At 62.3% G+C, this 23,899-nt stretch carries 24 protein-coding genes and 1 pseudogene; 17 read left to right on the top strand and 8 right to left on the bottom strand.

All coding sequences use genetic code 11. The features are described from left to right. Positions 1-90 precede the first annotated feature (90 nt). Positions 91-540, top strand: a complete 450-nt coding sequence (locus QOU61_RS08420; RefSeq protein ID WP_289661383.1) for a hypothetical protein — start codon at positions 91-93, stop codon at positions 538-540. Next, a complete protein-coding gene (locus QOU61_RS08425; RefSeq protein WP_289657649.1) occupies positions 533-1,762 on the top strand; it encodes an HlyD family secretion protein in 1,230 nt (409 codons plus the stop codon). Before QOU61_RS08420 ends, QOU61_RS08425 begins: the two co-directional genes overlap by 8 nt. Positions 1,763-1,792: 30 nt before the next feature. Here the strand turns inward: QOU61_RS08425 and QOU61_RS08430 are convergent, their stop codons facing one another. Further along, entirely contained in the window at positions 1,793-3,070 is a 1,278-nt protein-coding gene (locus tag QOU61_RS08430; protein WP_289657650.1) for a TAXI family TRAP transporter solute-binding subunit, read from the bottom strand. A gap of 429 nt (positions 3,071-3,499) precedes the next feature. Here QOU61_RS08430 and QOU61_RS08435 point away from each other — a divergent pair, with 429 nt between their 5' ends. The 3 genes from QOU61_RS08435 to QOU61_RS08445 all read left to right on the top strand — a co-directional run bounded on the left by QOU61_RS08435 (position 3,500) and on the right by QOU61_RS08445 (position 6,489). Continuing rightward, positions 3,500-5,098 (top strand): DUF3300 domain-containing protein, encoded by a 1,599-nt coding sequence (locus QOU61_RS08435; RefSeq protein ID WP_289657651.1) that lies wholly within the window; start codon positions 3,500-3,502, stop codon positions 5,096-5,098. Positions 5,099-5,163: 65 nt separating this feature from the next. Further along, positions 5,164-6,033 (top strand): DUF2950 domain-containing protein, encoded by an 870-nt coding sequence (locus QOU61_RS08440; protein WP_502876944.1) that lies wholly within the window; start codon positions 5,164-5,166, stop codon positions 6,031-6,033. 39 nt (positions 6,034-6,072) lie between these two features. Then, positions 6,073-6,489, top strand: a complete 417-nt coding sequence (locus QOU61_RS08445) for a hypothetical protein (RefSeq protein WP_289657653.1) — start codon at positions 6,073-6,075, stop codon at positions 6,487-6,489. 44 nt (positions 6,490-6,533) lie between these two features. Here the strand turns inward: QOU61_RS08445 and QOU61_RS08450 are convergent, their stop codons facing one another. Further along, on the bottom strand, positions 6,534-6,716 hold the full coding sequence (locus QOU61_RS08450) for a hypothetical protein (RefSeq protein ID WP_289657654.1): 183 nt from the start codon (positions 6,714-6,716) through the stop codon (positions 6,534-6,536). 360 nt (positions 6,717-7,076) lie between these two features. Between QOU61_RS08450 and QOU61_RS37340 the strand changes: the two genes are divergently transcribed. Then, positions 7,077-7,304 (top strand): formate/nitrite transporter family protein, encoded by a 228-nt coding sequence (locus tag QOU61_RS37340; RefSeq protein ID WP_502876945.1) that lies wholly within the window; start codon positions 7,077-7,079, stop codon positions 7,302-7,304. 101 nt (positions 7,305-7,405) lie between these two features. On the opposite strand, the gene QOU61_RS08460 is transcribed toward QOU61_RS37340, so the two are convergent. Beyond that, on the bottom strand, positions 7,406-8,530 hold the full coding sequence (locus QOU61_RS08460; RefSeq protein WP_289657656.1) for an alkene reductase: 1,125 nt from the start codon (positions 8,528-8,530) through the stop codon (positions 7,406-7,408). A 587-nt stretch (positions 8,531-9,117) separates the two neighbouring features. On the opposite strand from QOU61_RS08460, the gene QOU61_RS08465 reads away from it, so the two are divergent. Continuing rightward, complete coding sequence (locus QOU61_RS08465; RefSeq protein WP_289657657.1) at positions 9,118-10,056, top strand: ring-cleaving dioxygenase; 939 nt, start codon at positions 9,118-9,120, stop codon at positions 10,054-10,056. Here the strand turns inward: QOU61_RS08465 and QOU61_RS08470 are convergent. Then, positions 10,049-10,972: a LysR family transcriptional regulator gene (locus QOU61_RS08470; protein WP_289657658.1), complete on the bottom strand. Its 924-nt coding sequence runs from the start codon at positions 10,970-10,972 to the stop codon at positions 10,049-10,051. The two genes, QOU61_RS08465 and QOU61_RS08470, sit on opposite strands and share 8 nt — an antisense overlap. A 101-nt stretch (positions 10,973-11,073) precedes the next feature. On the opposite strand from QOU61_RS08470, the gene QOU61_RS08475 reads away from it, so the two are divergent. Beyond that, positions 11,074-12,000 carry a helix-turn-helix domain-containing protein gene (locus tag QOU61_RS08475; protein WP_289657659.1) on the top strand — a complete coding sequence of 309 codons (927 nt, stop codon included), beginning with the start codon at positions 11,074-11,076 and terminating at the stop codon, positions 11,998-12,000. Between the two features lie 19 nt (positions 12,001-12,019). Here the strand turns inward: QOU61_RS08475 and QOU61_RS08480 are convergent, their stop codons facing one another. Next, positions 12,020-12,652 carry a hydrolase gene (locus QOU61_RS08480; RefSeq protein ID WP_289657660.1) on the bottom strand — a complete coding sequence of 211 codons (633 nt, stop codon included), beginning with the start codon at positions 12,650-12,652 and terminating at the stop codon, positions 12,020-12,022. A gap of 27 nt (positions 12,653-12,679) precedes the next feature. Then, positions 12,680-12,793 (bottom strand): annotated as a pseudogene (locus tag QOU61_RS08485) (alpha/beta fold hydrolase); the annotation flags it as partial. Between the two features lie 349 nt (positions 12,794-13,142). Here QOU61_RS08485 and QOU61_RS08490 point away from each other — a divergent pair. From QOU61_RS08490 to QOU61_RS08525, 8 genes are all read left to right on the top strand, one after another. Then, positions 13,143-13,784 (top strand): hydrolase, encoded by a 642-nt coding sequence (locus QOU61_RS08490; RefSeq protein WP_289657661.1) that lies wholly within the window; start codon positions 13,143-13,145, stop codon positions 13,782-13,784. Positions 13,785-13,826: 42 nt separating this feature from the next. Beyond that, complete coding sequence (locus QOU61_RS08495) at positions 13,827-14,117, top strand: XapX domain-containing protein (protein WP_289657662.1); 291 nt, start codon at positions 13,827-13,829, stop codon at positions 14,115-14,117. After that, complete coding sequence (locus tag QOU61_RS08500; RefSeq protein WP_289657663.1) at positions 14,114-15,997, top strand: amidohydrolase; 1,884 nt, start codon at positions 14,114-14,116, stop codon at positions 15,995-15,997. The genes QOU61_RS08495 and QOU61_RS08500 overlap by 4 nt, the downstream gene beginning before the upstream one ends. Before the next feature lies 1 nt (position 15,998). Continuing rightward, positions 15,999-16,433 carry a DoxX family protein gene (locus tag QOU61_RS08505; protein ID WP_289657664.1) on the top strand — a complete coding sequence of 145 codons (435 nt, stop codon included), beginning with the start codon at positions 15,999-16,001 and terminating at the stop codon, positions 16,431-16,433. Between the two features lie 8 nt (positions 16,434-16,441). Continuing rightward, positions 16,442-17,347, top strand: coding sequence for a glyoxalase (locus QOU61_RS08510; protein WP_289657665.1), 906 nt, complete (start codon positions 16,442-16,444; stop codon positions 17,345-17,347). Positions 17,348-17,420: 73 nt separating this feature from the next. Next, on the top strand, positions 17,421-18,782 hold the full coding sequence (locus QOU61_RS08515) for an alginate export family protein (RefSeq protein ID WP_289657666.1): 1,362 nt from the start codon (positions 17,421-17,423) through the stop codon (positions 18,780-18,782). Between the two features lie 136 nt (positions 18,783-18,918). After that, on the top strand, positions 18,919-19,611 hold the full coding sequence (locus tag QOU61_RS08520) for a YoaK family protein (RefSeq protein ID WP_289657667.1): 693 nt from the start codon (positions 18,919-18,921) through the stop codon (positions 19,609-19,611). Positions 19,612-19,619: 8 nt separating this feature from the next. After that, positions 19,620-21,221, top strand: a complete 1,602-nt coding sequence (locus QOU61_RS08525; RefSeq protein ID WP_289661385.1) for a Na+/H+ antiporter — start codon at positions 19,620-19,622, stop codon at positions 21,219-21,221. A 91-nt stretch (positions 21,222-21,312) separates the two neighbouring features. On the opposite strand, the gene QOU61_RS08530 is transcribed toward QOU61_RS08525, so the two are convergent. Both QOU61_RS08530 and QOU61_RS08535 read right to left on the bottom strand, forming a co-directional pair. After that, a complete protein-coding gene (locus QOU61_RS08530; RefSeq protein WP_289657668.1) occupies positions 21,313-21,942 on the bottom strand; it encodes an alpha/beta hydrolase in 630 nt (209 codons plus the stop codon). Continuing rightward, positions 21,939-22,877 carry a ring-cleaving dioxygenase gene (locus QOU61_RS08535; RefSeq protein WP_289657669.1) on the bottom strand — a complete coding sequence of 313 codons (939 nt, stop codon included), beginning with the start codon at positions 22,875-22,877 and terminating at the stop codon, positions 21,939-21,941. Before QOU61_RS08535 ends, QOU61_RS08530 begins: the two co-directional genes overlap by 4 nt. Before the next feature lie 122 nt (positions 22,878-22,999). Between QOU61_RS08535 and QOU61_RS08540 the strand changes: the two genes are divergently transcribed. Beyond that, positions 23,000-23,893: a LysR family transcriptional regulator gene (locus tag QOU61_RS08540; RefSeq protein WP_289657670.1), complete on the top strand. Its 894-nt coding sequence runs from the start codon at positions 23,000-23,002 to the stop codon at positions 23,891-23,893. Positions 23,894-23,899: the final 6 nt, after the last annotated feature.

Here is a 23,899-nt window from a genome sequence, read left to right on the forward strand (position 1 = left end):
GCAAGAAGCGCCCAGTGGTCGAGGGCAGAGCGCCGAAAAAACGGCGCCGCCGGGTAAGAGGAGGGTCGATTGCACGAGCAGCTTCACCCGATGACGCCTCACCATCTGCCGTTTTATCTCGCCAAGCCCGGCGAGACCGACTGGCTGATGATCGTGATGGGCATCTTCCTGATCGCAGCCGTGCTCGGCGTCGGCAATCTGTACCTGCGTTTGCATTCGCTGCCGGAGCGAATGGCTCACAAGTCGCAAAAGCTCCAATTCGAGGTCGTGGCGGTCCTTGGGCTGCTGGCGCTTTTCACCCACATCCACCTGTTCTGGATCGCGGCGCTTCTCCTCGCGCTGATCGATCTGCCGGACTTCGGCACGCCGCTGCGCAGCATTGCCGGATCGGTCGAGAAGATCGCTGATTCTTCAACCGAAGGCGCGGCTCGACCCGAAGCGTCCAGCGACGAGGAGGCCGCGTTCGCTCCCGACAAGATCAAACCGTCCGTTCCCGAAGAGACGAGTGTCCCGAGGAAGGAGGCACGCGGTCATGTTTGAGCTGATGCTTTGTTCGCTGTTCACGTTGCTGCCGGACTATCTTTATCGGCGTTATGTCCAGGGCAAGCGCCTGGGCAAGGAGATCACGTTTTTCTCCGTATGGTTCGAGCTGAGATGGGGCATCACAGGGTGCCTGATGCTGACGATCGGCCTGATCACCCTGATCTTCTATTTCCATCCGTCGACGACGTCGGCGATGCTGTTTTTCAGGACGGTGCCGATCGCGCCTGAAACGGTCGGACGGGTCGCGGAGGTGAATGTTGGATATAGCGCGCCGGTCACCAAAGGCAGCGTCCTGTTCACGCTCGATAGTTCAAAGCAGCGCGCGGCGCTGGAATCTGCCAGGCGCAAGATCGCCGAGGTCGACGCCGAGCTGGTCGCGGCCAAGGTCGATGTGGTCAGGGCCGAAGCGCAGCTGGGACAGGCGAGGAGCGACCACAAGCAGGCCAAGGACGAGCTGGACGTCAAGAGCGAGCTGCAGCGGCGCAACCCGGGCATCGTGCCGCAGCGCGACATCGAGAAGCTGCAGGTCGCTGTCGACGGACGGCAGGCCGCAATCGATGCGGCCGCGGCCGCAAAGCTATCGACGGAGACCAGGGTGGTCACGCTTCTGCCGGCGGAAAAGGCGAGCGCAGAAGCTGCCCTGGCGCAGGCTCAGGTCGAGCTCGACAAGACCATCGTCCGTGCGGGAGTCGACGGACGTGTCGAGCAGTTCTTTCTCCGACCGGGCGACATCGTGAATCCGCTGATGCGCCCAGCCGGCGTCCTGATTCCGGAAGGGGCGGGCGGCCGTGCCCTGCAGGCGGGCTTCGGACAGATCGAGGCACAGGTTCTGCAACCCGGAATGGTCGCGGAGGCGACTTGCGTCTCCAAGCCATGGATCATCATCCCCATGGTCATCACCAGTGTGCAGGATTACATTGCCGCCGGTCAGTTCCGTGGCGGAGAGCAGCTCATTGACGCGAGCCAGGCCAAACCCGGCACAATTCTGGCGTTTCTCGAGCCCATCGCAAAAGATGGCCTCGAGGACGTGACGGCCGGAAGCTCCTGCATCGTCAATGCGTACACCAGCAATCACGACAAGATCGCTTCAAAGGATACTGGCGCGTTTCAGGGCTTCGTCCTGCACGCGATCGATGCGGTCGGATTGGTGCACGCCATGCTCCTCCGGATCCAGGCGTTGCTGTTGCCGATCAAGACGCTGGTGTTGAGCGGCCACTGACTCGTTCTCGAGGCTGCTGCTCGGTTGCCGCTAAGCGGAAGCTCCAAGCCCGTTTCTGTCGGCGAGCATCGCTCGCCGGTCGCTGATTAGTGTTTCCAGCCGGTGCGCGGCCACGTTGAGGCTCGTCACAAGCGCTTCGTCCTCGCCACGCGCCGCCGCAAGCCGTTGCGACCGCAGTACGCGGTCGATTTCCTCTTCGATCTCGTCCAGTTCCTGCGCATGCGTGACCGTGCGGATCTGCCCGGCGAGCGCATAGAGCCTGTCCAGCGGGTCGCCACGCTCGACCTTCTCTTCCCGAAGAAACCGTCGTGCGGCGGCGGCAATGGATGCAAGGCCGCCGATCACCATGGGGACCAGGAAGATGACGTTGCCCCATTTGTCGAGCAGGCTCGTCTGGGTGCCGTTGTAGAAGTTGGCTGCTCCAGGATGCACCGGAAGATATGCGTCGGGTTCGAGATCGGGCGCGGAAATTTGTGCGAGCATCGGCCACTCGCCAAGCAGATCCCGTCTTGCGTTGGTCAGCGCCTCGGTCAGCGCGAACACGACGTCGTCGTCGAGTTCCTTCTTGGCGACCAGGTAGAAAGTCACCCGGAGGGTCGACAGATCGTCGCTGGGCACGGCAGGAGAGCTTCGAAGGGTTCCCTTGGGAAGCTCGAACGACTCATAGGCACGCTCTCTTTCGGCGATGGCGCCGGCGGTTTCGATCGGAAGAAGGACAGGAGCGGCTTTTGCATTCTGAGGGAACAGGCCCCGCAGCAGCGAAATGTATTTTTCCGTAGTCGGGATCACGACGAGGATAAGGGCGATTTCCTTGGCCCGAAGGGCGCGCCGGACGTCGGATGGAGGCAGGTCCCTGACGGTCACATTGCTGCGCTCCCAGTTGTATTCCCTAGCCAGGATCGCGATGATGTTGCGGTTGATTTCCTTGCCAATGGCGCCGATCGAAATACGCTTCAGCGCCGCGGCGTTGTCGAGCGGGGAGCCCGGCGGCGCGACAAGGAGCAGCACGGCATGCGTGACGACTGCGACAGCCTGCGCTTTCGACAGGTCGCTGGCGTCGCCGCGCACCACAGCGAGGTCGACCTCTTCCGACGAGAAGGCCGCCGCCGCCTGAAGCGCGCCGGTGGTTTCCTTCAGGCTGAGGCGGACCGGCGCGCCCACTTGCGCAAACCGAGAGGCGATGGCTGATACCATCCTCGCGGCTTCGCCGTCCTGCGACCCCACCGCGATCGTCAACGTGGTCGGACGGGTGTACCAGCGATAGGAAAGGAAGCAGATTGCGGCCAGCAGGCAGACGAGTCCAGCCACGAGCAGCCTGCGCCAGCCCGACGGCAAACTCCTTAAGGAGAGATCATCGCGCTTAGCATTTGGTGTAGACCCGTCCATAGGCATCCGTTACCTGCGCGCAACCCGGCGAGGCCATATAGGCGCCTGCCGCTGCGGCCCCAGCGGCAACGGCCGCAGTCCCATAGATGGCGCGCCGCGTCGTCCGGCGCTTGTCGCTGACAGCGTGAGGACGAGAGCGCACACGGCGATCGTTCGCGTCGCCGCACAGGCCTCGCTTGATTTAGATCAAGGGTTGTGGTCGCAGCGTTGCCCGCCGATTTCACAAAATGTCCGAGAAGGTCGATCAGGCGGCCATGACCGCTCCGTTCGCGTCCGACCCTTGATCTTGATCAAATGTCGGCGCTTCGGGAGACGGTTCGCTGGCGGCCCAGGTCCGACAGGAGAAGTGCCATGTTGCTCTGCAGGAGAGCCTTGTTGGTTTTGGCGATCGTTCTCGCAAGCCCGTTCGCCGCGCTTGCCCAGGGAGCAGGCGCGCCGCCGCCGCAATCCGATCAGTCCTTGCTGAAGCCAGAGCAGCTTGAGGCGCTCGTTGCCCCGATCGCGCTCTATCCCGATGCGCTGCTCGCCAACATGCTGGCGGCGTCCACATATCCGCTGGAGGTGGTGGAAGCAGCGCGCTGGGTGAAGGAGCACAAGGATCTGAAGGGCGATCAACTCAAGACGGAGGTCGACAAGCGCTCCTGGGACGAGAGCGTCAAGGCGCTCGTCAGCACGTCCAGCGTGCTCGACATGATGAATGACAAGCTCGACTGGACCAAGTCACTCGGCGATGCCGTGCTCGCCCAGCAGCCTGACGTGATGGACGCAATTCAGCGTTTGCGTGCGCGGGCGCAGGCCAACAACAAGCTCGCCTCGACGAAGGAGCAGAAGGTCTCGGTTGTGCAGCAGGAGAACAAGCAGGTGATCGTGATCGAGCCCACCGATCCCGACACCATGTATGTTCCCTACTACGATCCGGCGACGGTCTATGGCACCTGGCCCTATGCCGAATATCCGCCGTATTATTTCGGCTACCCGTCCTATATCGGCGCCGGTGTGATTGCGACCGGACTGGCGTTCGGCGCTGGCTTCGCGCTCGGGCGCTGGAGCGGCTATTGGGGCGGCCGTTGCAACTGGGGCAATAACAACTTCTTCGTCAACCGTTCAAACAACGCCAACTGGGGACACAGGGTCGAGCATCGACAGGGTGTCCGATACAACAACGCGAATGTGGCGCAGCGCTTTGGCGGCGACAAGGCGCGCGCCGGCGCGGCCGACCGCATGGATTTCCGGGGCCGCGGCGGCCAGCAAGTGCTCAACCCCGGCAAGGATCGCGTCGGTGCAGGCGATCGCGGTGGCGATCGGGTTGGAGGCGGCGACCGTGGCGGTGATCGCGTCGGCGGAGGCGATCGTGTCGGTGGCGATCGCGCCAGCACCGCCGATCGTCAACGCGGTGCGCAGGCCAAGGGCGATCGCGGCCAAGGTAAGGGGGGCGCCAGCAAGCAGGCGCGCGCCAGCGATCGCAGTCGTCCGTCGGGCGGAGCGCGGGGAGGTGGCGGCCGCGACAACGCGATGCGGATGCAGTCGGGGCGGGCAGCCAGTGTCCAGTCCGCACGCGGCCGGGCCAGCTTCGCCAGCATGGGACGCGGCGGCATCTCTCCGGGCGGCGGCATGCGTGCTGGCGGTGGCGGCGGATTCCGGGGTGGCGGTGGAGGTGGAGGTCGCGGCGGTGGCGGCGGACGGCGATCCGATCTCGCCCTGAAGCACGACGTCGTGCTGCTCGGACGTCTCGACAACGGCCTCGGCTATTACCGATTCAGCTACCCCGGCAGCGAAAAGGCCTATGTCGGTGTCATCGCACAGGAGGTGCAGACCGTTCGACCCGACGCCGTCACACGCGGACGCGACGGCTATCTCAGGGTCTACTACGACAGGCTCGGGCTCAAGTTCCGTACCTACCAGGACTGGCTCGCCGCCGGTGCACAGATGCCAACGCGAGCGAGGATGTGATCATGACATCGCCTCTTTCGATACGACTCCATCATCGCTGGTCCGTGGGCCTGATTGCGGCCGCCATGCTGCTCGTGACCCTCCCAGCTTCAGCCCAGCAGTCCTTCCCATCGCCCGACGAGGCGGCAGCCGCTCTGGCCGCCGCGGCGAAATCGGGCGCCACGAACGACATCCTCAAGGTACTCGGCCGCAAGGCAGCCGATATCGTCGAGTCCGGAGACATGGTCGCTGACAACGACACGCGGGAGCGTTTCGTCGCTGCCTACGATGCCAAGCATTCGATCAGTATGGAGGGCAACAAGAAAGCGGTCCTCATGCTTGGCAAGGACGATTTTCCGTTCCCGATTCCGCTCTACCAAAGAAAAGCGGGGTGGGAATTCGACACCGCCGAAGGCCGGATCGAGATCCTCTACCGCCGGATCGGGCGCAACGAACTCGACGCGATCCAGACCAGTCTCGCGTTTGTTGATGCGGAAGATGAGTACGCCGACAAGGACCGCGGCGCAGGACCCGGGGTCTATGCGCAGCGCATCGTCAGCAGCCCGGGCAAGAAAGACGGTCTCTATTGGCCACCGGACGGCGACGAAAGCCCACTCGGTGAACTGGCGGCTGAAGCATCCGCCGAAGGCTACAAGGTCGGCAGCGGCGAACCGCAACCTTACCATGGTTACTACTACCGCATCCTGACGCGCCAGGGTCCGAACGCTCCCGGCGGCGAACTGGACTATGTCGTCAATGGCAAGATGATTGGCGGTTTCGCGCTCGCCGCCTATCCAGCCGAGTATGGTAACTCCGGCGTCATGACTTTTGTGGTCAATCACAAGGGCACTGTGTACCAGAAGGACCTGGGGGAGCTGACCGAGCAGATCGCCAAGCGCATGAAATGGTTCGATCCCGACCAAACCTGGAAGAAGGTCGAACCTCCCAATCCCTGATCAATCCGCAAAAGGACGGTGGTCATGCGCCGCTATGCAATGAAGCTCGTGCTGCTTGCGATGATAGTCTCCATCGGGTTTGTGCCGTCCGCCGAGGCAAAGGTTGGACTTGTTCGCGTCGTATTCACAAAGGCCGCCCTGATCGCAGGGGCGGGCACCGGCCGCGGAGTCCTGACCTATGACGGCCGCGATTACCCCTTCCGGGTTTCGGGCTTGAGTGTTGGCCTCACCTTTGGCGCCTCGGTCATGCATCTGAAGGGGCGTGCATCGTATCTGGACCGGCTGAGCGACTTCGAGGGCATCTATTCCTCGGTCGGCGTCGGCGGCGCCTTTGTGGGCGGTGGCGGCGGCGTGCAGCTCAAGAACGATAAAGGCGTGATCATCACGCTGTACGGCGCCAAAGCGGGCCTTGAATTCGCGGTCAATCTCAGCGGTATCAGGATTGCGTTCCGCTGATAGCCTTGCGGCTTCGTCGAGAAAATGGTTGACGGCGCAGTTCGTCAACCATCGCTGGTCTTGCGGCCGGTTTTCCTCAAACTCGATCCAAGTCGGCCGAGACCACGGCCGGCACCGAGCGCCCAGAACCGGAGGCCCCTGCTGGCGCGTGGCGCGCAGGCCCACACCACCACAAGAAGCACCGCCGCCGCAATGGCGGACAGAAAAATGACTGTGTCGGTAGACATGACCGTCTCACGGCCTCCCGAGCGAACCGAGCTATTTAGCTGATAAAGTCGTTCGGCAACTATTGTCCTAAGGTGCGGTAACGAGTCAGCCGAATTGACTAATCCGGCAGCGCGTCCGTGGATCAGTCAGCGCATGCCCGCGTACGCGTCAGCGAGAAAATGGTCGAAGGTCTCGATGCGAACGAGACCAAGTCGCGGGTATTCCATGTCCGTTACGATGAAGAGAGCGACCGCCAAGGTCAGTGCGAAGGTCACCATGTGTATCCAACTTCGCGCCGTACCCGCGGCCATGCCGAAGCCCGCGAGCAGGGAGCAGGCGAGGCCCTGACAAAACAGCATGAAGTAGATGATTTGCGGGGGATGTTTTTCACTCGCGCCGGCCCGCAGCACGCCATCATCAAGGCCGGCGCGCCGGCTTCCTTCTGGAAGGCCGTTAACAGGACGGCTGGCGATTTTCCCGACCTGACCTGGACCAATTTTGTTGGCAACCTGGTCCCCGTCACGATCGGAAATATCATCGGCGGCTCGCTCATGGTCGCGGCCGTCTACTGGTTCGTTTACCTCCGAAAGAAGCCGATCGACGCCTGAGACGGATTCTTCGGCAAAGTGCCTCATCAGGGCTTGGAAACAATGCCAGCGGCCGAGCGGTTCAGCCATTGCCTCTGCCGCCATGCCGCGGCCTCAACGCACTAATCTCCCGCAGCGACTTCCTTCGCGACAGACTCAAGGCTCGGATAGTCGAGATATCCGGTATCGGAACCACCATATATTCCGACTGACCTCGGCGAATTATAGGGACCGCCAGCGCGAATCCGCGCGGGAAGATCCGGATTGGCGAGAAACAGGCGACCGAACGCGACGGCGTCCGCCTCTCCGGAACTGACGATGTCGGCGGCGCGCTCGGGCGTGATGCCCGCGTTGACGATGAGCGGTCCGCGATAATGTTCGCGGACTATCGGCAGCATTCTCGCGTAATCTGGCGCTCCGGTCCAGGCATTGGTGTCGGCCAGGTGCAGATACGCAAGCCCGGCGGTTTGCAGCCAGTGTGCGAGCTGTCCATAGGTTTCTTCCGGTCGCGGATCTCGCGTGCTGTTGTAATCGGCGAAGGGCGACAGCCTCAGTCCAATCCGCGATCGCGGCATGGCATCAGAAATCGCCGACACGATTTCGAGAAGCAATCTCGAGCGTCCTTCGATGCTCCCGCCATATTCGTCGGTTCGCTGATTGATCGTCGGCGAGAGAAATTGATGAACCAAATAGCCGTTGGCGCCATGAATCTCCACGCCGTCAAACCCGGCGCGAACAGCGTTGGCGGCCGCCAGTCCGAATTCGTCCACGGCGCCGCGGATCTCCCCAAGGCTCATCGCGCGCGACGACGTAGCGGTGACGCGCACATAGGCGCCGTTGGCGAGAAGCGCCCATACCTGCAATCGATCCAGATCGTCATTGACGCCCGACGGCGACAGCGGTTGTCTGTTGGACAGCAGGCCACGCGCGCTCGCGCGTCCACCGTGCCAGAGCTGGGCGACGATGCGGCCCCCTTTCTCATGGATTCGATCGACGACCGCTTTCCATCCCTCGGTCTGTTCGTCGGTCCATAGGCCAGGCGTTCGGTCAAAGGCGTTGGACATCGGTCCTACGTTGATGCCTTCGCTTATGATCACGCCGGCGCCCGCGCGAGCTGAATAATATTCAGCAGCGGAAGCATTGATGACACCGCGTTCATCGGCGCGCGAGCGTGTCATCGGCGCCATGACTATCCTGTTGGTGAGATTGAGATCGCCCAGGGCTGCCGGATGAAAGAGAGCCGCCATATTTTCTCACCCCTTCAGTATCGGCGTGTTTGACGCAGCTGTTTGTGATGCCGGCCTCCGGTTGGATGACCCAGCAGCAATGTTGAGCGCTCAAGCCATCAGAGAAGCATTTTTGGAGTCATCCGGCTTGCATATCCTCCATCGCGTTTGGACGTTTTGGCACGTCGCGGGACGGCTGTCGGGAGGGAGAGCAAGGTCGGCAACGGCCTCGGTCTCGGCAGACCGCTTCATTGTACGGCGCATCCAAGCCGTGACTGCCGCGCCGCTGCCGATCAGCGCGAGTTTGCTGCCGGTGATTGCACATTCTGGCGCGCGGTTGTACGATTGCGCCCAGATTGGAATTAAGATGCCGCCAGTCGCAGCCCCCAATTCCATTTGGCCCTCCACGCGATCGGGCGAAAATCCAAGACATTTGGCCGGTGTAGGCCTCAATAAGTGATCAGATAGCGGCGGCGACCGCCGAATGGTGCGAGCAGAGAGGAGAGTTTGCGTTCGTGCGCAATCTGGATCACAGCATCGAGGAATGCATGTCAGCCCTGGCAAGGTCGCTTAGTCACCATTCAGCGAGGCAGCGGTGAGCGCGTATCGTGTCTAGACTGGACGGAGCGCCCCTACCAGCACGCGGACTTCACCACGTCACAACGATCATTGGCGACGCGCAGCGCACCGCAGATTTCTACGCCCACGTTTTGGGGCTGAAGCGGATCAAGAAGACCGTCTGCTATGACGACCCCGGAAGTTACCACCTTTATTTTGGCGATAATGTGGGGAGTCCGGGTACGGTGATAAGTACCCTGGCATGGCGCTGCGTCGCAAAGGGAATGGTCGGGGTCGGCGAAGTCGTGCAGACAGCTTTCCGTGTGCCGATGGGCTCCTTCGCATGGTGGTCGGAGCGGCTCAAGGCCGCGAGCGTGGCGTGCAGAGTGGACCACTCGCCATTTGGAGAGGCGATGCTGTGCTTCGCTGATCCCGATGGCACCACGCTTGCCCTGGTGGAATCGAGGCAAGCTCATCGCGAAGCGGAGCGCGGCGATCTACAAGCGGTCCTGGGCCTGAATGACGTCACTTTGAACGTCCGCGCCGAGGACGCCACGATCGATATTATCCAGGAGGTGCTGGGTTTCAGACGCGTTTCACAAGCCGACGATTCGATCCGTTTCGCCGCTCATGACGGTCCCGGAGGCACGCTGACGCTGCGGATGATCGGGGCTTCGTCGCGAGGCCGCCTCGGGGGAGGCACGATCAGGCACGTGGCCTTCCGCTCAGCCAATATCGAAGACCAGTCGGAAATGGTCCGGAAGCTTCAAACGATGCACGACATCGTTGTGACTGAGCCGATTGAGCGAACATATCTGACTGCGGTCGGCTTCCGGGCGCCATGCGGCGTCCTTTTCGAGATCGCGACCGATGGACCCGGCTTCACGGTTGACGAGGAGCGCGATCGTCTTGGAGAAAATCTCAGATTGCCAGACTTTCTCGAGAAACGTCGGTCCGAATTGCAAGGCATCCTGCCTCCACTCAACTAGCTGGAATTGTCGTTGCGTAGTTGCTTGGCTGCATGATGGCCGGAAGCTTGTCGGCGATGAAGTCCACGAAGGCGGATGTTTTTGGCGAGGATGGCCCCATAGGCCAAAGCGCTGATACGATTCTCCTGTTGTCGGTCTCGGCCTCAAGCATCATCACCAACTCACCGGAATTGATATGCCGGCGTGCCCAGAACTCGGGCATGCAGGCGATACCCTGTCCTTGAAGGCAAGCTGCGAGCAGCATGGCGTTGTGGTCGGCCACCAGCCGCTTCACCAAGCGCTCGCTACGTCGGACAAAGTCCTGCCCCAGGGGCCAGGGATATAGTTTGCCTGTCGAAGAGTTTTGGGTTCTCAGGCACAGATGATGCTCGAGATCACCCAGGCAGCCTGGTGGCGGTCGGCGGGAGAGATATGAGGGCGAGGCCACCAGGACGAGTCGAAAGGAGCCGATCTTTCGTGATCGGAGCCTGGAATCCTCGAGATTTCCAATCCGAAGCGCGGCCTCGAACCCTTCCTCTATCAGGTCAACATTCCGGTTGCTGTAGCTCAGCTCGAGTTCGATCTCCGGGAAGCGCGCCATGAACTCGACGAAGACGGCGTTCCAGGCGTCGCTGACCATGGGGACGCTTACCCTCAATCGACCGTGCGGGCCTTCCCGCGCGGCGGCGAGATCGGCTTCCGCAGCTGCTATCTCGTTCATGATCGCGCGGCAGCGCTCAAGGAAGCGCGCACCTTCGGTCGTGAGGCTGATGCTTCGCGTGTTGCGGTGAAAGAGGCGCACCCCCAACCGCTCTTCCAGGCGCACGATCGTCTTTCCGACCGACGAAGCGGTCTGCCCCAAAGCTCTGCCGGCTGCGACATAGCTTCCCGAGTCGACAACTTGAACGAAGACGGAAATTCCAGCTATTTTGTCCATTGCGGAAGATCAGTCCGTGAAAAACGTCCGGCGGAGCCGGTTTTCTAAGCCGAGTTTGGTCGATAGCATATTATACGCCTGCGGAATCCAGACGAGCTCAGATGACCGAAGATGCCGATACCTCTTCCGATGGTTTTTTTGGTCGCCGGCTCGCCATGCACCTCGGAATGGAAGGCGATTGTGTTCACAAGATCAATCGCCAGGGTAAGCTCGCGCTTGCCGTTACGAGATTGACATGTACCCGCTTTGTTCGTGAGCGGACTGCCGCGGTCCCCTCCGAGCCGGCGTTCAGCATCCTTCACCAGCTTGGGGATCTGGAGCGGCATTCATGCTGGCTCGCAGGTCGCCAGAGATATTCCGGATCGTTCAGCGCCGGTACGGTGAGTGTCATCGACCTGCGCGACAATCCGCAGTGCGAATTCAGAGGCCCGTTCGACGCTGTCCAATACTACATTCCGCGCCGCGCACTTGACGATTTCGCGTTCGAGAATGGCGCCAAGCCGATCGCCACGCTCAAGTGGGCTCGTGATCGTCGCGATCCCTATTTGTCCACGCTTTCAAGCCTTCTCTTGAGCGCTCTGGAAGAGGAGAAGGCGAATAATCAGCTCTTTGTCGATCAGATCGGATTGAGCTTGCTCGCTCACTTTGCCCAGACCTACGGGGATCTTCGCTCGCACGAGGGCGTTCAGGAAGGCGGACTGGCGCCATGGCAGGAGCGCCGCGCCAAGGAGATCATCCGTGTTCGCCTCGCCAGCAATTTGACGATCGCGGATGTCGCGGCCGAGTGCAGGCTGACGCCAAGTCACTTCGCCCGCTCGTTCCGGCGCAGTACAGGCGTTGCCCCGCACGAGTATCTCTCCCGGCTCCGGATCGATGAAGCCAAGCGCCTGATGACGACCACCAAGCTGCCGCTGGCGGATATCGCACTAATCTGCGGGTTTGGCGACCAGAGCTACTTCACTAGGGTTTTCTCCCGCAGCGTGGGAACGAGCCCTGGCGCCTGGCGTCGGGCTCGTTCTGAGGGTTGAGGGGCATCCACCGAATTACTCAGGTCGGATGGATCATGTCGCGCGCGTAGGATAGCCCGATACCGTATCCGCCGCCGTGAGCCTCCACGATCGCCCGCGCGCGGTCATAGGTCTCGCGGCGAGTCCAGTCCCGCTGCAACTCCAACAGGATCTGGATCCATGACGTCGGTCGTGCTCCCGCTGCTTCCATGCGGCGAAGAGCAAGGTCATGGCCGGCCGTGGTGAGACCTCCGCAGGCGTCGCCGACCACGTAGACTTCAAGCCCGGCTGCCAGCGCAGATAGCACAGTGAAGCTGACGCAGGCTTCCGTCAGCAGCCCCGACACGATGAGGCGGCGGCGCCGTGTCGCGAGGATCGCCTCGCGTGCGTTGTCGTCCTCCCACACGTTCATGCTGCGCCGGTCGATCGGCACAATGCCGGGCAATGCCGCGCTGACCGCCGGCATGAGCGGTCCGCTGTAGACCTTCGTCGCGGAGGTCGAGGCAATGACCGGGAGGCTGAACGCCGTGGCCGTCTTGGCCAGGGCGACCACGTTGTTCAAAAGGACTTGCCGGTCGACCGACCCAACGCCGAAGGCGAGTCCGGCCTGCTGGTCTGCGAACAGGAGTGCGCAGTCCTTCGGTTCGAGAAGATGCGGGGTACCGTCGGTCATGTGGTCACCTCAATCTCGCTGGTTCAGGAATTCGAGGAGATCCGCGCTGAGCGGCCAGCCGTGGCGGAAGAGTATCGGTTTTCCGCTGCCCCAGTCCTTGAAGTAGAGCTCGGTACCATCCCGCAGCTTCAGCAGCGCCATCCATCGCTCCATTGTTGTGGCTGCGGCCGAGCATCTGACGTCCCGCGCCCGGCCGAAGCATTCGTCGCCAGACTCAGGGATGGATCGTCCGATGGCTTGGACGATCTCGACGCTCTTTGCACGTCCTCACGTTTGTGGCGGACGCGCATTCAAGTGCGCAGGGAAGCGCGATCGCATCGAGATTCGCCGGAGGCCGTTTGTCGCACGATGGCGGTCATCACGGCATCGTCCAATCAGCGATGAACTTGTCCAAGCGCGGGGCGGCGCCTCGGATCATACACTCCAGGCGCGCGGCGCAGGATGTCATTGGCTTCAGCCGGCGGTCGTCAATTTCCAAGGAGAAATCTCGATGTCGAAACTCGATATGCTGACCCCCGACAACAGCGCCATCGCGCTCATCGACTATCAACCGGCGATGTACCAAGGCGTCCAGTCGCACGATCGGCTGGTCGTGTTCAACAATGTCCAGATTCTGGCGAAGGCCGCCAAGCTGTTCAAGATTCCAACTGTCCTGTCGACGGTTGCCAAGGATTCGTTCTCCGGACCGTTCATGCCGGAAGTCGTGGAGCTGTTTCCCCGTCACGACGTCATCGACCGTACGTCGATGAACTCATGGCTCAATGCCAATTTCCGCAAGGCGGTGGCGGCGACCGGGCGCAAGAAGTTCGTCCTCGGAGGCCTCTGGACGGAAGCTTGCGTGATGTTTCCGGCGCTGGACATGCTCAAGGAGGGCTATGAGATCTATGTCGCGGCGGATGCCTGCGGTGATCTTTCGATGGAAGCGCACAACCGTGCAATGGATCGCCTGGTGCAGGCCGGTGCAGTTCCGATCACCTCGTGCCAGTACGCGTTCGAATTGCAGCAGGACTGGGCGCGCACCGAGACCTACGAAGGCATGATGGACATCCTGCGTGCTCACTCACCCTACGGCATTCAGATCCGCTTCTCGAAGTGGGCCCTCGGCGAGCATGCCTCCGAGGCTGGCGGCTAGGGCGCCTGATTTGCTCTCGATAGCTCGCTCGGGATGGGTGCGATGAAAATCTATGTTCTGTCCCTCGGCGCCGGCCTTTTGGTCGGCGTCATCTACAGCCTCCTTAACGTGCGATCGCCGGCGCCGCCGCTTGTGGCTCTGGTTGGACTGCTGGGAATCCTGGCCGGCGAGCAGATCGTTCCGATTGCCCGGCAGATCGTTGCGGGTCACGGACTTGTCGCCGCCTGGCGGCAGGCGAAGTGCGCGCCTCACATGTTCGGCCTGCTGCCCGGCGGCCATAGCGTGCAATCCAACGCCGCTGCGGCGGTAAAGACCACGGAGAGTGGATCATGAACGGCGCACCTGATGTCATTTTCCACCGCGGCCTTTTCACCACGCTTGACCGTGGCAACCCGACGGCCAGCGCCGTGGCGATCAGGGACGGTGTGTTCACCGCCGTCGGTCACGATCGGGAGATCATGCCGCTCGCCGGTCCGTCCACGAAAACCATCGATCTCAAGGGCCGTCGCGTACTGCCCGGCCTGATCGACAACCACCTCCACATCATTCGCGGCGGGCTCAACTTCAACATGGAGCTGCGCTGGGACGGCGTGTGGTCGCTCGCCGATGCCATGGCCATGCTGAAGAAGCAGGTCGCGATCACGCCGCCGCCGCAATGGGTACGTGTCGTCGGCGGCTTCACCGAGCGCCAGTTCGCGGAAGGGCGCCTGCCGACGATCGACGAGCTCAATGCGGCAGCCCCGGATACCCCGGTCTTCATCCTGCATCTCTACGACCGCGCCATGCTCAACGCGGCCGCGCTGCGCGCCGTCGGTTACACCAAGGACACGCCGGAGCCGCCCGGCGGCGAGATCATGCGCGACGCAAATGGCAATCCGACCGGACTGCTGCTGGCGAAACCGAACGCCAACATCCTTTACGCGACGCTGGCCAAGGGGCCGAAGCTGCCGTTCGACTATCAGGTCAATTCGACCCGGCACTTCATGCGCGAGCTGAACCGGCTCGGCGTCACCGGCGCCATCGACGCGGGCGGTGGTTTCCAGAACTATCCGGAGGACTACGCTGTCGTCCAAAAACTGTCCGACGAAGGCCAGCTGACGATCCGGCTTGCCTATAACCTCTTCACCCAGAAGCCGAAGGGTGAGAAGGACGACTTCCTGAACTGGACCAGGACATCCAAATACAAGCAGGGCACCGATTACTTCCGCCATAACGGCGCCGGCGAGATGCTGGTGTTCTCGGCCGCCGATTTCGAGGATTTCCGTGTTGCCCGGCCGGACATGCCGCCCGAGATGGAAGGCGAACTCGAAGAAGTCGTTCGCGTTCTCGTGGCGAACAAGTGGCCTTGGCGGCTGCACGCGACCTATGACGAGACGATCTCGCGCGCGCTCGACGTGTTCGAGAAGGTCAACCAGGACATGCCGTTGGAGGGGCTGCACTGGTTCTTCGACCATGCCGAGACGATCTCGGATCAATCGATCGACCGCATCGCGGCGCTCGGTGGCGGCATCGCCGTGCAGCACCGCATGGCCTATCAGGGCGAGTATTTCGTCGAGCGCTATGGCTATGGCGCCGCCGAAGCGACGCCGCCGGTGAAGAAGATCATCGACAAGGGCGTCAAAGTGTCGGCCGGCACAGATGCGACCCGGGTCGCTTCCTACAATCCCTGGGTCTCTCTGGCCTGGCTCGTGACCGGCATGACGGTGGGCGGGCTTCGCCTCTATCCGCAACGAAATTGCCTGGACCGCGAGACGGCGCTTCGGATGTGGACCGAGAACGTGACGTGGTTCTCCAATGAAGAAGGCAGGAAGGGCCGCATTCAGGTCGGTCAGTTCGCCGACCTCATCGTGCCCGATCGCGACTTCTTCTCCTGCGCCGACAGCGAGATCGCCGACATCACCAGCGAGCTTACGGTGGTCGGCGGGCGCATCGTCTATGGCGCGGGAAACTTCAAGGCGCTTGACGCCAACGTGCCGCCGCCCGCGATGCCGGACTGGTCGCCGGTGCGCCGCTTCGGCGGGTATGGCAACTGGGCGGACGAGGGGAGTTCGAGAAAATCCAATCTCTCGATGAAGGCCATGCAGATGTGCGGCTGTGCAAATACGTGCAACGTCCACGGACATGACCACGCAACCGCCTGGTCCAGCAAGCTGCCGATCGCGGACCTCAAGAGCTTCTGGGGTGCGCTCGGATGCGCCTGCTGGGCGGTGTGAGATGTCCGTGAGGACGGATACGCCGCGTTGGATTGCGTCGATTCTCTCCTGGCCGGGACTGTTGCCGCTCTCGCGAATCGCGTTGGTCTCGGCTTTCCTGATCGGGGGCGTGCAGAAGCTTGCGGATTTCCCCGCGGCGATCGCGGAGCAGGCGCATTTCGGCCTTGAGCCGGCATGGCTATGGGCCGCAGCCGCCGTCCTTATCGAACTTGGTGGCTCAATGCTGGTAATCTTTGGCCGCTTTGTATGGCTGGGAGCCGGAGGACTAGGTGTCCTGACCGCGGTTGCCATGCTGGCCGCGAACGATTTCTGGACGAAGAGTGGCCATGATCGCTTCATGGTCCTGAACGCCTTCTTCGAGCATCTTGGCCTCATCGCGGGTCTCGTGCTCGTCTCCGTACTGTCCCTGCGCAAGCAGGGCGCGTCAATGCAATGAGGCTCCTGATGTCAGCCAACCGTCATCTGATCAACATCCTGCTGGTCTCGTCGCTGCTCGGCGTTTCACCGGCGATCGCGAAGGAAGCGGCGAAGCCATTCGCTTTGATGGGCGTCGCGCCGCAGTACGATACAACGCATGTCTATGTCGCACCCGAGGACGTGGACAAGTTCGTATCGAGCTTTCTGACGACCTTCGGCGGTCAAAGCACCAAGCAGGTGGTCGCGACTGTCACGCCCACGCCGAGCAGCACGACCTCGCAGCTTCTGCAGACGCCGGTCGGCACGGTCTCGCTGTTCGGTTTCAAGACGCCGATCCCTTATCCCTTCGGGGCCGAGCGGACCGGGTACCTCGTCACCGACATGGACGAGGCGGTGAGGCTCGCCAAGGCGTCCGGCGCCGACATACTGGTCGCGACCTTTCCCGATCCAATCGGGCGGGACGTGGTGGTTCAATGGCCCGGCGGCGTCAACATGCAGCTCTACTGGCACACGACAAAACCATCCTATGCGGCGTTCGAGACCGTCCCCGAAAACCGGGTCTATCTCTCGCCCGAACGGGCAGACGTCTTCACACGCAGCTTTCTGCGCTTTTCGCACGGCAAGATCGTCTCTGACGATGCGCGCGCGCCGGGAATAGAGATCGGCCGTCCCAAGGACAGCTATCGCCGCATCCGCATCGAATCGACGTTCGGCAAAATGAGCGTGCTCGTGACGGATGGCCACCTGCCTTATCCATACGGGCGCGAGCTGACCGGATACGAGGTCAAGGACCTGCAGGGAACGTTGGCGAAGGCGAAGAGCTCCGGCGCTGCCGTGCTCGTCGATCCCTACACGTCCGACGGACGGGCCGCGGCCATGCTGCAATTCCCCGGCGGATACATCGCGGAGATTCATGCGGCCGCACCCAAGTAGGAGAGAGCGCGCCTTCGTCGCCGCACGTCCCTGGTGCATCCGGGGAGGATGCGCGATAGCCGCATTCTGGTTGATGGTAGCGCCGCAGACCGCTTGCGCCGAGGACGGCACCTCGACGCCGCAGCGGCCGGCCGTCATGTTCAACCGATGGCAGGAGGATTGGTCGGTGCTGGCGGACCCGCGCGTGCCGCGCCAGCCGTTCGATGAACTCAAATATATCCCATTGTCCGACACCGATCGCTACACATACCTCTCGTTCGGTGCGAACACGCGCCAGCGCTTCGAGTCCAATAACGCAGCGAACTTCGGTACCGGTCCGAACCGCAGCCAAAATTACGTCATCAGTCGCAACGAGTTCGATGCCGATCTTCGCATCGCCAATCAACTACAGGCGTTCGTGCAGTTTCAGGCCGACTATGCGCCCTGGAAGACCATGTTAACGCCGGTCGATGTGAACCGGCTCGACCTCGAACAGGCCTTCGTCGTGCTGACAGAGCCTGTGGGAGGCGGAACGCTGAAGCTGAGGGCCGGCCGCCAGCAATTCGCGTTCGACCTGCAACGCTTCGTGTCCGTCCGAGATGGTCCCAATGTTCGACAATCCTATGACGCCGGCTGGGCGGACTACGAGAATGGGCCCTGGCGGTTCATCACCTTTTACAGCCTTCCGGTTCAGGTTCGTGACGTCACGATATTCGATGATTACAGCAGCGTCACCAAGCAGACCTTCGGGATGGCGCGGACGGAGTACAAGTTTTCCGAGTCCCTGTTCATCGCCGGGTACTATGCCAATTTCACGCAGGCGAACGCACAGTTTGCAAATGCGTCCGGCGACGAGCGGAGAGACATTTTCGATGTCCATCTGAACGGCAACGCCAATCATTTCGATTTTGACTTCGAAGTGATGAACCAAACCGGACGCATCGGCATCGAGCCGATCGAGGCTTGGGCTGTCGGCTCGCTCGCTGGCTACACCTTCGCCGACGTGAACTGGAGCCCAAGGGTGGGTATCCAGCTCGACGCGGCGTCCGGCGACGGCAACACCAAACACACCTTTGGGACATTCAATCCGCTGTTTCCCAACGGCTATTATTTTACGCTTGCGGGTTACACCGGCTACGCCAACCTCATTCACATCAAGCCATCCCTGACGCTGGCCCCGACTTCGTCGCTGAAAATCGCGTTTGCGGTAGCCGCTCAATGGCGTCAAACCACGGCCGACGCCGTCTACACCCAGCCCGACATAGCAGTTCCGAAGACCGCTGGCCGGCCCGGCGCATATACCGGCAGCTACGGGCAGGTTCGGCTCGACTGGACCATCGACCGCGCGACTTCGTTCGCCGTCGAGGCCGTCCATTTCAAGGTCGGCGATGCACTGCGCAATGCCGGCGGACATGACTCCAATTATGTCGGCGTTGAGATAAAACGGGGGTGGTAGGCATCGCTTGAAACAACGCCCGCAGCTCTTGTCGTGCGTCGGCCGTGCCCCTAATTGGTCATGCTTTCAAGGCTCGACGCTTGCTGCCGGCCATTCCGGCGGGTCTCGCGTTGGGCTTCTAAACGGTTGGTCGTACATGTCGAAATCTATTCTTCTTCCTCTTCTGATGAGCCTTAACGCCGGCTTTGTCGATACCGCCGGCTTCCTCGCGCTGCAGGGGCTCTTCACGGCACACGTGACCGGCAACTTCGTCACGTTCGGCGCCGCCATTGTGCTCGGAACGTCCGGTGCTCTGGCGAAGCTTCTTGCGCTTCCCGTTTTCTGTATCGTCGTGGTCGTCACGAGGATATTCAGCTTCTATCTCCCCGCCGTGGGACTGCCGATCTTCCGCTCGATGCTGGCCGTCAAGACGCTGCTTCTCGCCGTGGGTGGCGCAGCGGCTGTTCATTTCGGACCATTTGTACAGGGGGATAGCTGGCAAGCGATTACCACCGGGATGATCCTTGTCGCCGCAATGGCCATTCAAAACGCGGCCCATCGCATCCACATGGGTACGGATCCGCCGAGCACCTTGATGACGGGAACGACGACCCAGATCATGATCGATGTCGCGGATGTCCTGCGAAGCGCGCCTGTCTCCGTTCTGACCGTCGCCAAGCCCCGATTGGGCAAGATGTCGGCGAGTGTGGCTGCGTTCGCGTTGGGCTGCGCGGCTGGCGCCTGCCTCTATGCCAAGTTCGGCACCTGGTGCTTCGTCGTGCCGCCGCTTGTCGCGTTGCCAGCGGTGTTCCTGGCGACAGCCGACCCCGCGCCGGAAAAGAGCGCCTAGTGCTCGCGATGACCGCATCCGAGACGTTCCAGACAATCCTGCTGCTGCTGATGATCGCTGTCGTGCTCGACACGGTGGCCCGTCGCTTGCGCCTGCCGTCCGCGTCGGTGCTGGTGCTGGCTGGCATCGTTCTGGCTCTCGTTCCCGGAATTCCCGAGGTGGAGTTCGATCCGGATCTCGTCATGGTCCTCTTTCTGCCACCGCTTCTGCTGTCGGGCGCCTACTTCACGGTGTGGCCGGATTTTCGGGCCAATCTCAGGATCATCCTGCAGTTGGCGGTCGGGGCGGTTGTGCTAACGACGCTGCTGGTCGGCGTCGTTACCCACTTTTTCTTCCCGGCATTGCCTTGGGCCGCCTGTTTTGCGCTTGGTGCGATCGTTTCGCCGCCTGACGCCGTCGCCGCGCGCGCCGTGCTGGACCATCTCAATGTCCCACCGCGCATCGCCGTTCTCCTGGAGGGCGAAAGCTTGATCAACGATGCCTCGGGCCTCGTCCTCTTTCGCTTCGCAGTCGCTGCGGCACTGACCGGGGCCTTCAGTGCGGGGGCGGCCGCGGGAAGTTTCGTCTACGTCTCGGCCGTGGGCATCGGGATCGGCCTCGTGCTCGGCTGGATATGCGCCTTCGTCGCCGGAAGATTGACGGATGCCCGGCTCACCGTGGTCTGGACGTTCTTGTCCGCCTGGGCCGCTTATCTGCTCGCGGACGGCCTTCATGTATCGGGCGTGCTGTCCACGGTCGCATGCGGGCTGGTCCTTGGACGTCTGCAGCACAAGGCCTTGAGTGCGGCGTCCCGCGTCCAGGCCCTGGCGGTCTGGTCCGTCGTCACCTTCGTGATGGAAGCCCTGGTCTTCGTACTGGTGGGGCTGGCCCTTCGCGGCGTTCTGCACCGGTTCGGCGAGGATTGGGCAACCGTTCTTTCGCTTCTGCCGGCGGCCTCGACGATTTTTGCGGCGCTCGTCCTCGCCCGGTTCGCGTGGATCTTCCCGACGGCCTATGTTCCAAGGGCGCTATTCCCGTCTCTCCGCAAGCGGGATCCATATCCACCGCTTGCCGTTCCGTTGGTGATGAGTTGGGCGGGAATGCGCGGGGTCGTCAGTCTCGCAGCCGCATTGTCGTTGCCGGAGCATTTTCCCGGCCGGGACATCATCCTGTTCGTGACCTTCTGCGTCGTCGCAGCGACCATCGTCGCGCTTGGACTGACGCTCGGTCCGGTGGCGAAGACGCTGGCAGGGAAGGAGTTCCTGCTCCGCGGAGAGGACACGCTGTCCGAAGAGGCTGTTCGGGCCGAGCTCGCGCGAGCCCAGTTCGATGCCATCCGCGCGCATTCTCTCGACGCCGAAGGGAAGCACGCCCACCCGCGACTCGTCGAACAGTACGGGCATCGTCTCGCGATGGCCGAGGATCATGTCCGCGCCAAGGGATCCCACGAGGAGCGAAGACTTCAGCACTACCGTGCCGTATTGATCGCGGTAGAAGCGGGCCGCGGGAAACTCCTGGAGCTCTTCAATTCCGGGCGTATCCACGACAGCGTCATGCACAGGCTCGAGGGCGAACTGGACCAGGAGGAGCTTTTTGCGGCCCGGGTGGTCGAGGTGATGGAAGGCGATTGACGACAGCCTCGAAGGCAAGAGCGCTTCGGGAGAAACGCGCGTTGAACAGCAGAGCCGAACTGTCGCGGTGACAGTTCGGCTCCAGAAGCAGCTAGACAGCCTGGGCGCTCATGCTGGCGATCCAATCGCGTGCCAACCTGACGTCCGCCTGCGAAAGCTGGTGACCGGCCGGCAGGGTGTTGTGGACCACTTTGGCACCCGCATCCGAGAGCATGGCCGAAAGTCTCGCGGCATTGCCGGCCGAAACGATCGGATCTGCCTGCCCGGAAAGGATGAGGACCGGCTTGCCGTCGAGCCTGGCTCTCGGCGGCTTTGACAGAGGCACCATCGCCCGGAGCAGCACCGCACCGGCGAGCGCATCCGGCTTCATCAGAAGAAGCGCGGCCGCGATGTTCGCGCCGTTGGAAAACCCGACAGCGATCGGTGCTTCGGTGCCGTGGCGCTGCCGCGCGCTTTCGACGAATGCGCCAAGCTCCAGCGCGCGCTTGCGCACGTCCTCCTCGTCGAACACGCCCTCCGCCAGCCGGCGAAAGAAGCGCGGCATGCCGTGCTCGAGGACGCGCCCACGCGGCGAGATCAGGGCCGAACCCGGCGATATCATGGCCCCGAGCTGCAACAGATCGTTCTCGTCTCCGCCGGTGCCGTGCAGGAGCAGCAGCGGAGGTGCGCCGGCCTCGCTTCCGGGCTCAAATCGATAGACGAATGATGACGCGTCCGTCATGACACGGCTCCCTCCAGCTTCGGCAGGACACCCTCGATCTCCTCGCGGTGCGCCTCGAGAAAGCTCGGCAGCTTCAGTGCGCGCCCCAGTGTCGCCACCGGTTCGTCGACGGCAAAGCCGGGGATGTCGGTCGCGATCTCGAACAGCACGCCGCCCGGTTCACGGAAGTAGATCGACCGGAAGTAGTTTCGGTCTTTCTGTTCGGTCGGGTGCAGCCCGTGATTGTCGACGAGCTTTTGCGCCATCCGGCCCTGCTCGGCATCGTCAGCCGCGCGGAACGCGATGTGGTGCACCGAACCGCCGCCTTGATGGCCTCTCAGGAAGCCCTTCGCCTCGTAGATGTCGACCACGCTTCCGTTGGCGTCGCCGGCCGCCTTGTAGCGGATCACCGAGCCTTCGCGAGCCGTCTCCTTGAAGCCGAACACATCGGTGAGGATGGCCGCAGTCTTCCTGGCATCGTCAAGCAGCAGCGTCACGCCGTGAAAGCCACGAATCGCATGTTCGGCCGGCACCTCGCCGTTGCTCCAGGCCGGCTCGTCTTCGGCACCGGGGGCGCCGACGAGCGCAAGGGCCATGCCATCGGGGTCGGAGAACGGCAGCACCGATTCCCCGAAGCGCTTTTCGAGTGCTTCGTAATGGATTCCCTTTTCCAGGAAGCGCTGCGTCCAGTAACCGAGCGAACGAAGCGGCACGCGGAAGGCGGTCTGGTGGGTTTCGCCGACGCCCCTCCGACCGGAAGGCACCCCTTGCCAGGGAAAGAAGGTCAGGATGGTGCCTGGCCGGCCGGTCTCGTCGCCATAGTAGAAATGGTAGGTGCCCGGATCGTCGAAATTGACGGTCCTTTTGACGAATCGCAGGCCGAGATCCCGCGTGTAGAAGCCGAAATTCCTGATGGGGTCGCCAGCGATGGCGGTGACGTGATGAAGTCCTGACATCTCTTCCTCCAAATCGAATGAGCAACTTCGTTTCGGAGGGAGATATCGGATGGCTTTGTTTTGAGGACAATCCATGCTTTTATGGCGCCTGTGTCTACGTTTTGGCGACAATCGGAACCAATATGGACAAAGTGGCGAGCCTGAGAGCCTTCGTGAAAGTGGTGGAAAGCGGCAGCTTCGCCGAGGCCGGCCGCCAATTGCGTCTCTCGCGCTCCGCGATCAGCAAATACGTCGGGGATCTTGAGGAGAGCCTCGGCGTCCAGTTGCTCAACCGGACGACCCGGCACGCAAGTCCGACCGAAAACGGCCAGATGTACTTCGAGCGGGCCGTCGTCATCCTCTCGGAGATTGACGCTGCGGATCAGGCAGTCACGCAGCTGCAATCGGCACCGCGAGGCCTGTTGCGCATCAATGCGCCGATGTCGTTCGGCACCATGCGCCTGGGGCCGGCGCTCGCCGACTTCATGACGAAGTATCCCGACCTTCAGCTTCAGCTCGTGCTGAGTGATGATCTTCTCGACCCCGTCCAGGACGGCTTCGACGTCACGCTGCGCATCGCCGAACTGGAATCCTCGAGCCTGATCGCCCGCAGGATTGTCGCCGTCGAGCGGCTGGTTTGTGCATCACCGGACTATCTGAAACGTCATGGTACGCCGACCCATCCGAGCCATCTGCGCGATCATGTCTCCCTGACCTACGGCTTTCTGCTGACAGGCAATCAGTGGAAATTGACGGGAAGCGACGGCGTCCACTGGATCCAGCCGGCCTGGTCGCTGTGCGTCAACAACGCGGAGGTGTTGCGCGACGTGGCGGTCAAGGGCAGGGGTGTTGCGCTGATACCGGAGTTCATCGCGGCGGAGGCCCTGAAAAGCGGCAGCCTGCAGGCCGTCCTTGCGAGCTATTCGGCGCCGCCGCTCGCCCTTTACGCGGTCTATCCGCCCACGCGACATCTTGCGGTCAAGGTCCGGCTCTTCATCGATTTCCTCGTCGATCGGTTCGGATCGAGCGCCAGCTGATCGCGC

Origin of the sequence: Bradyrhizobium sp. NP1, assembly GCF_030378205.1 — a bacterium.
GTDB lineage: Bacteria > Pseudomonadota > Alphaproteobacteria > Rhizobiales > Xanthobacteraceae > Bradyrhizobium.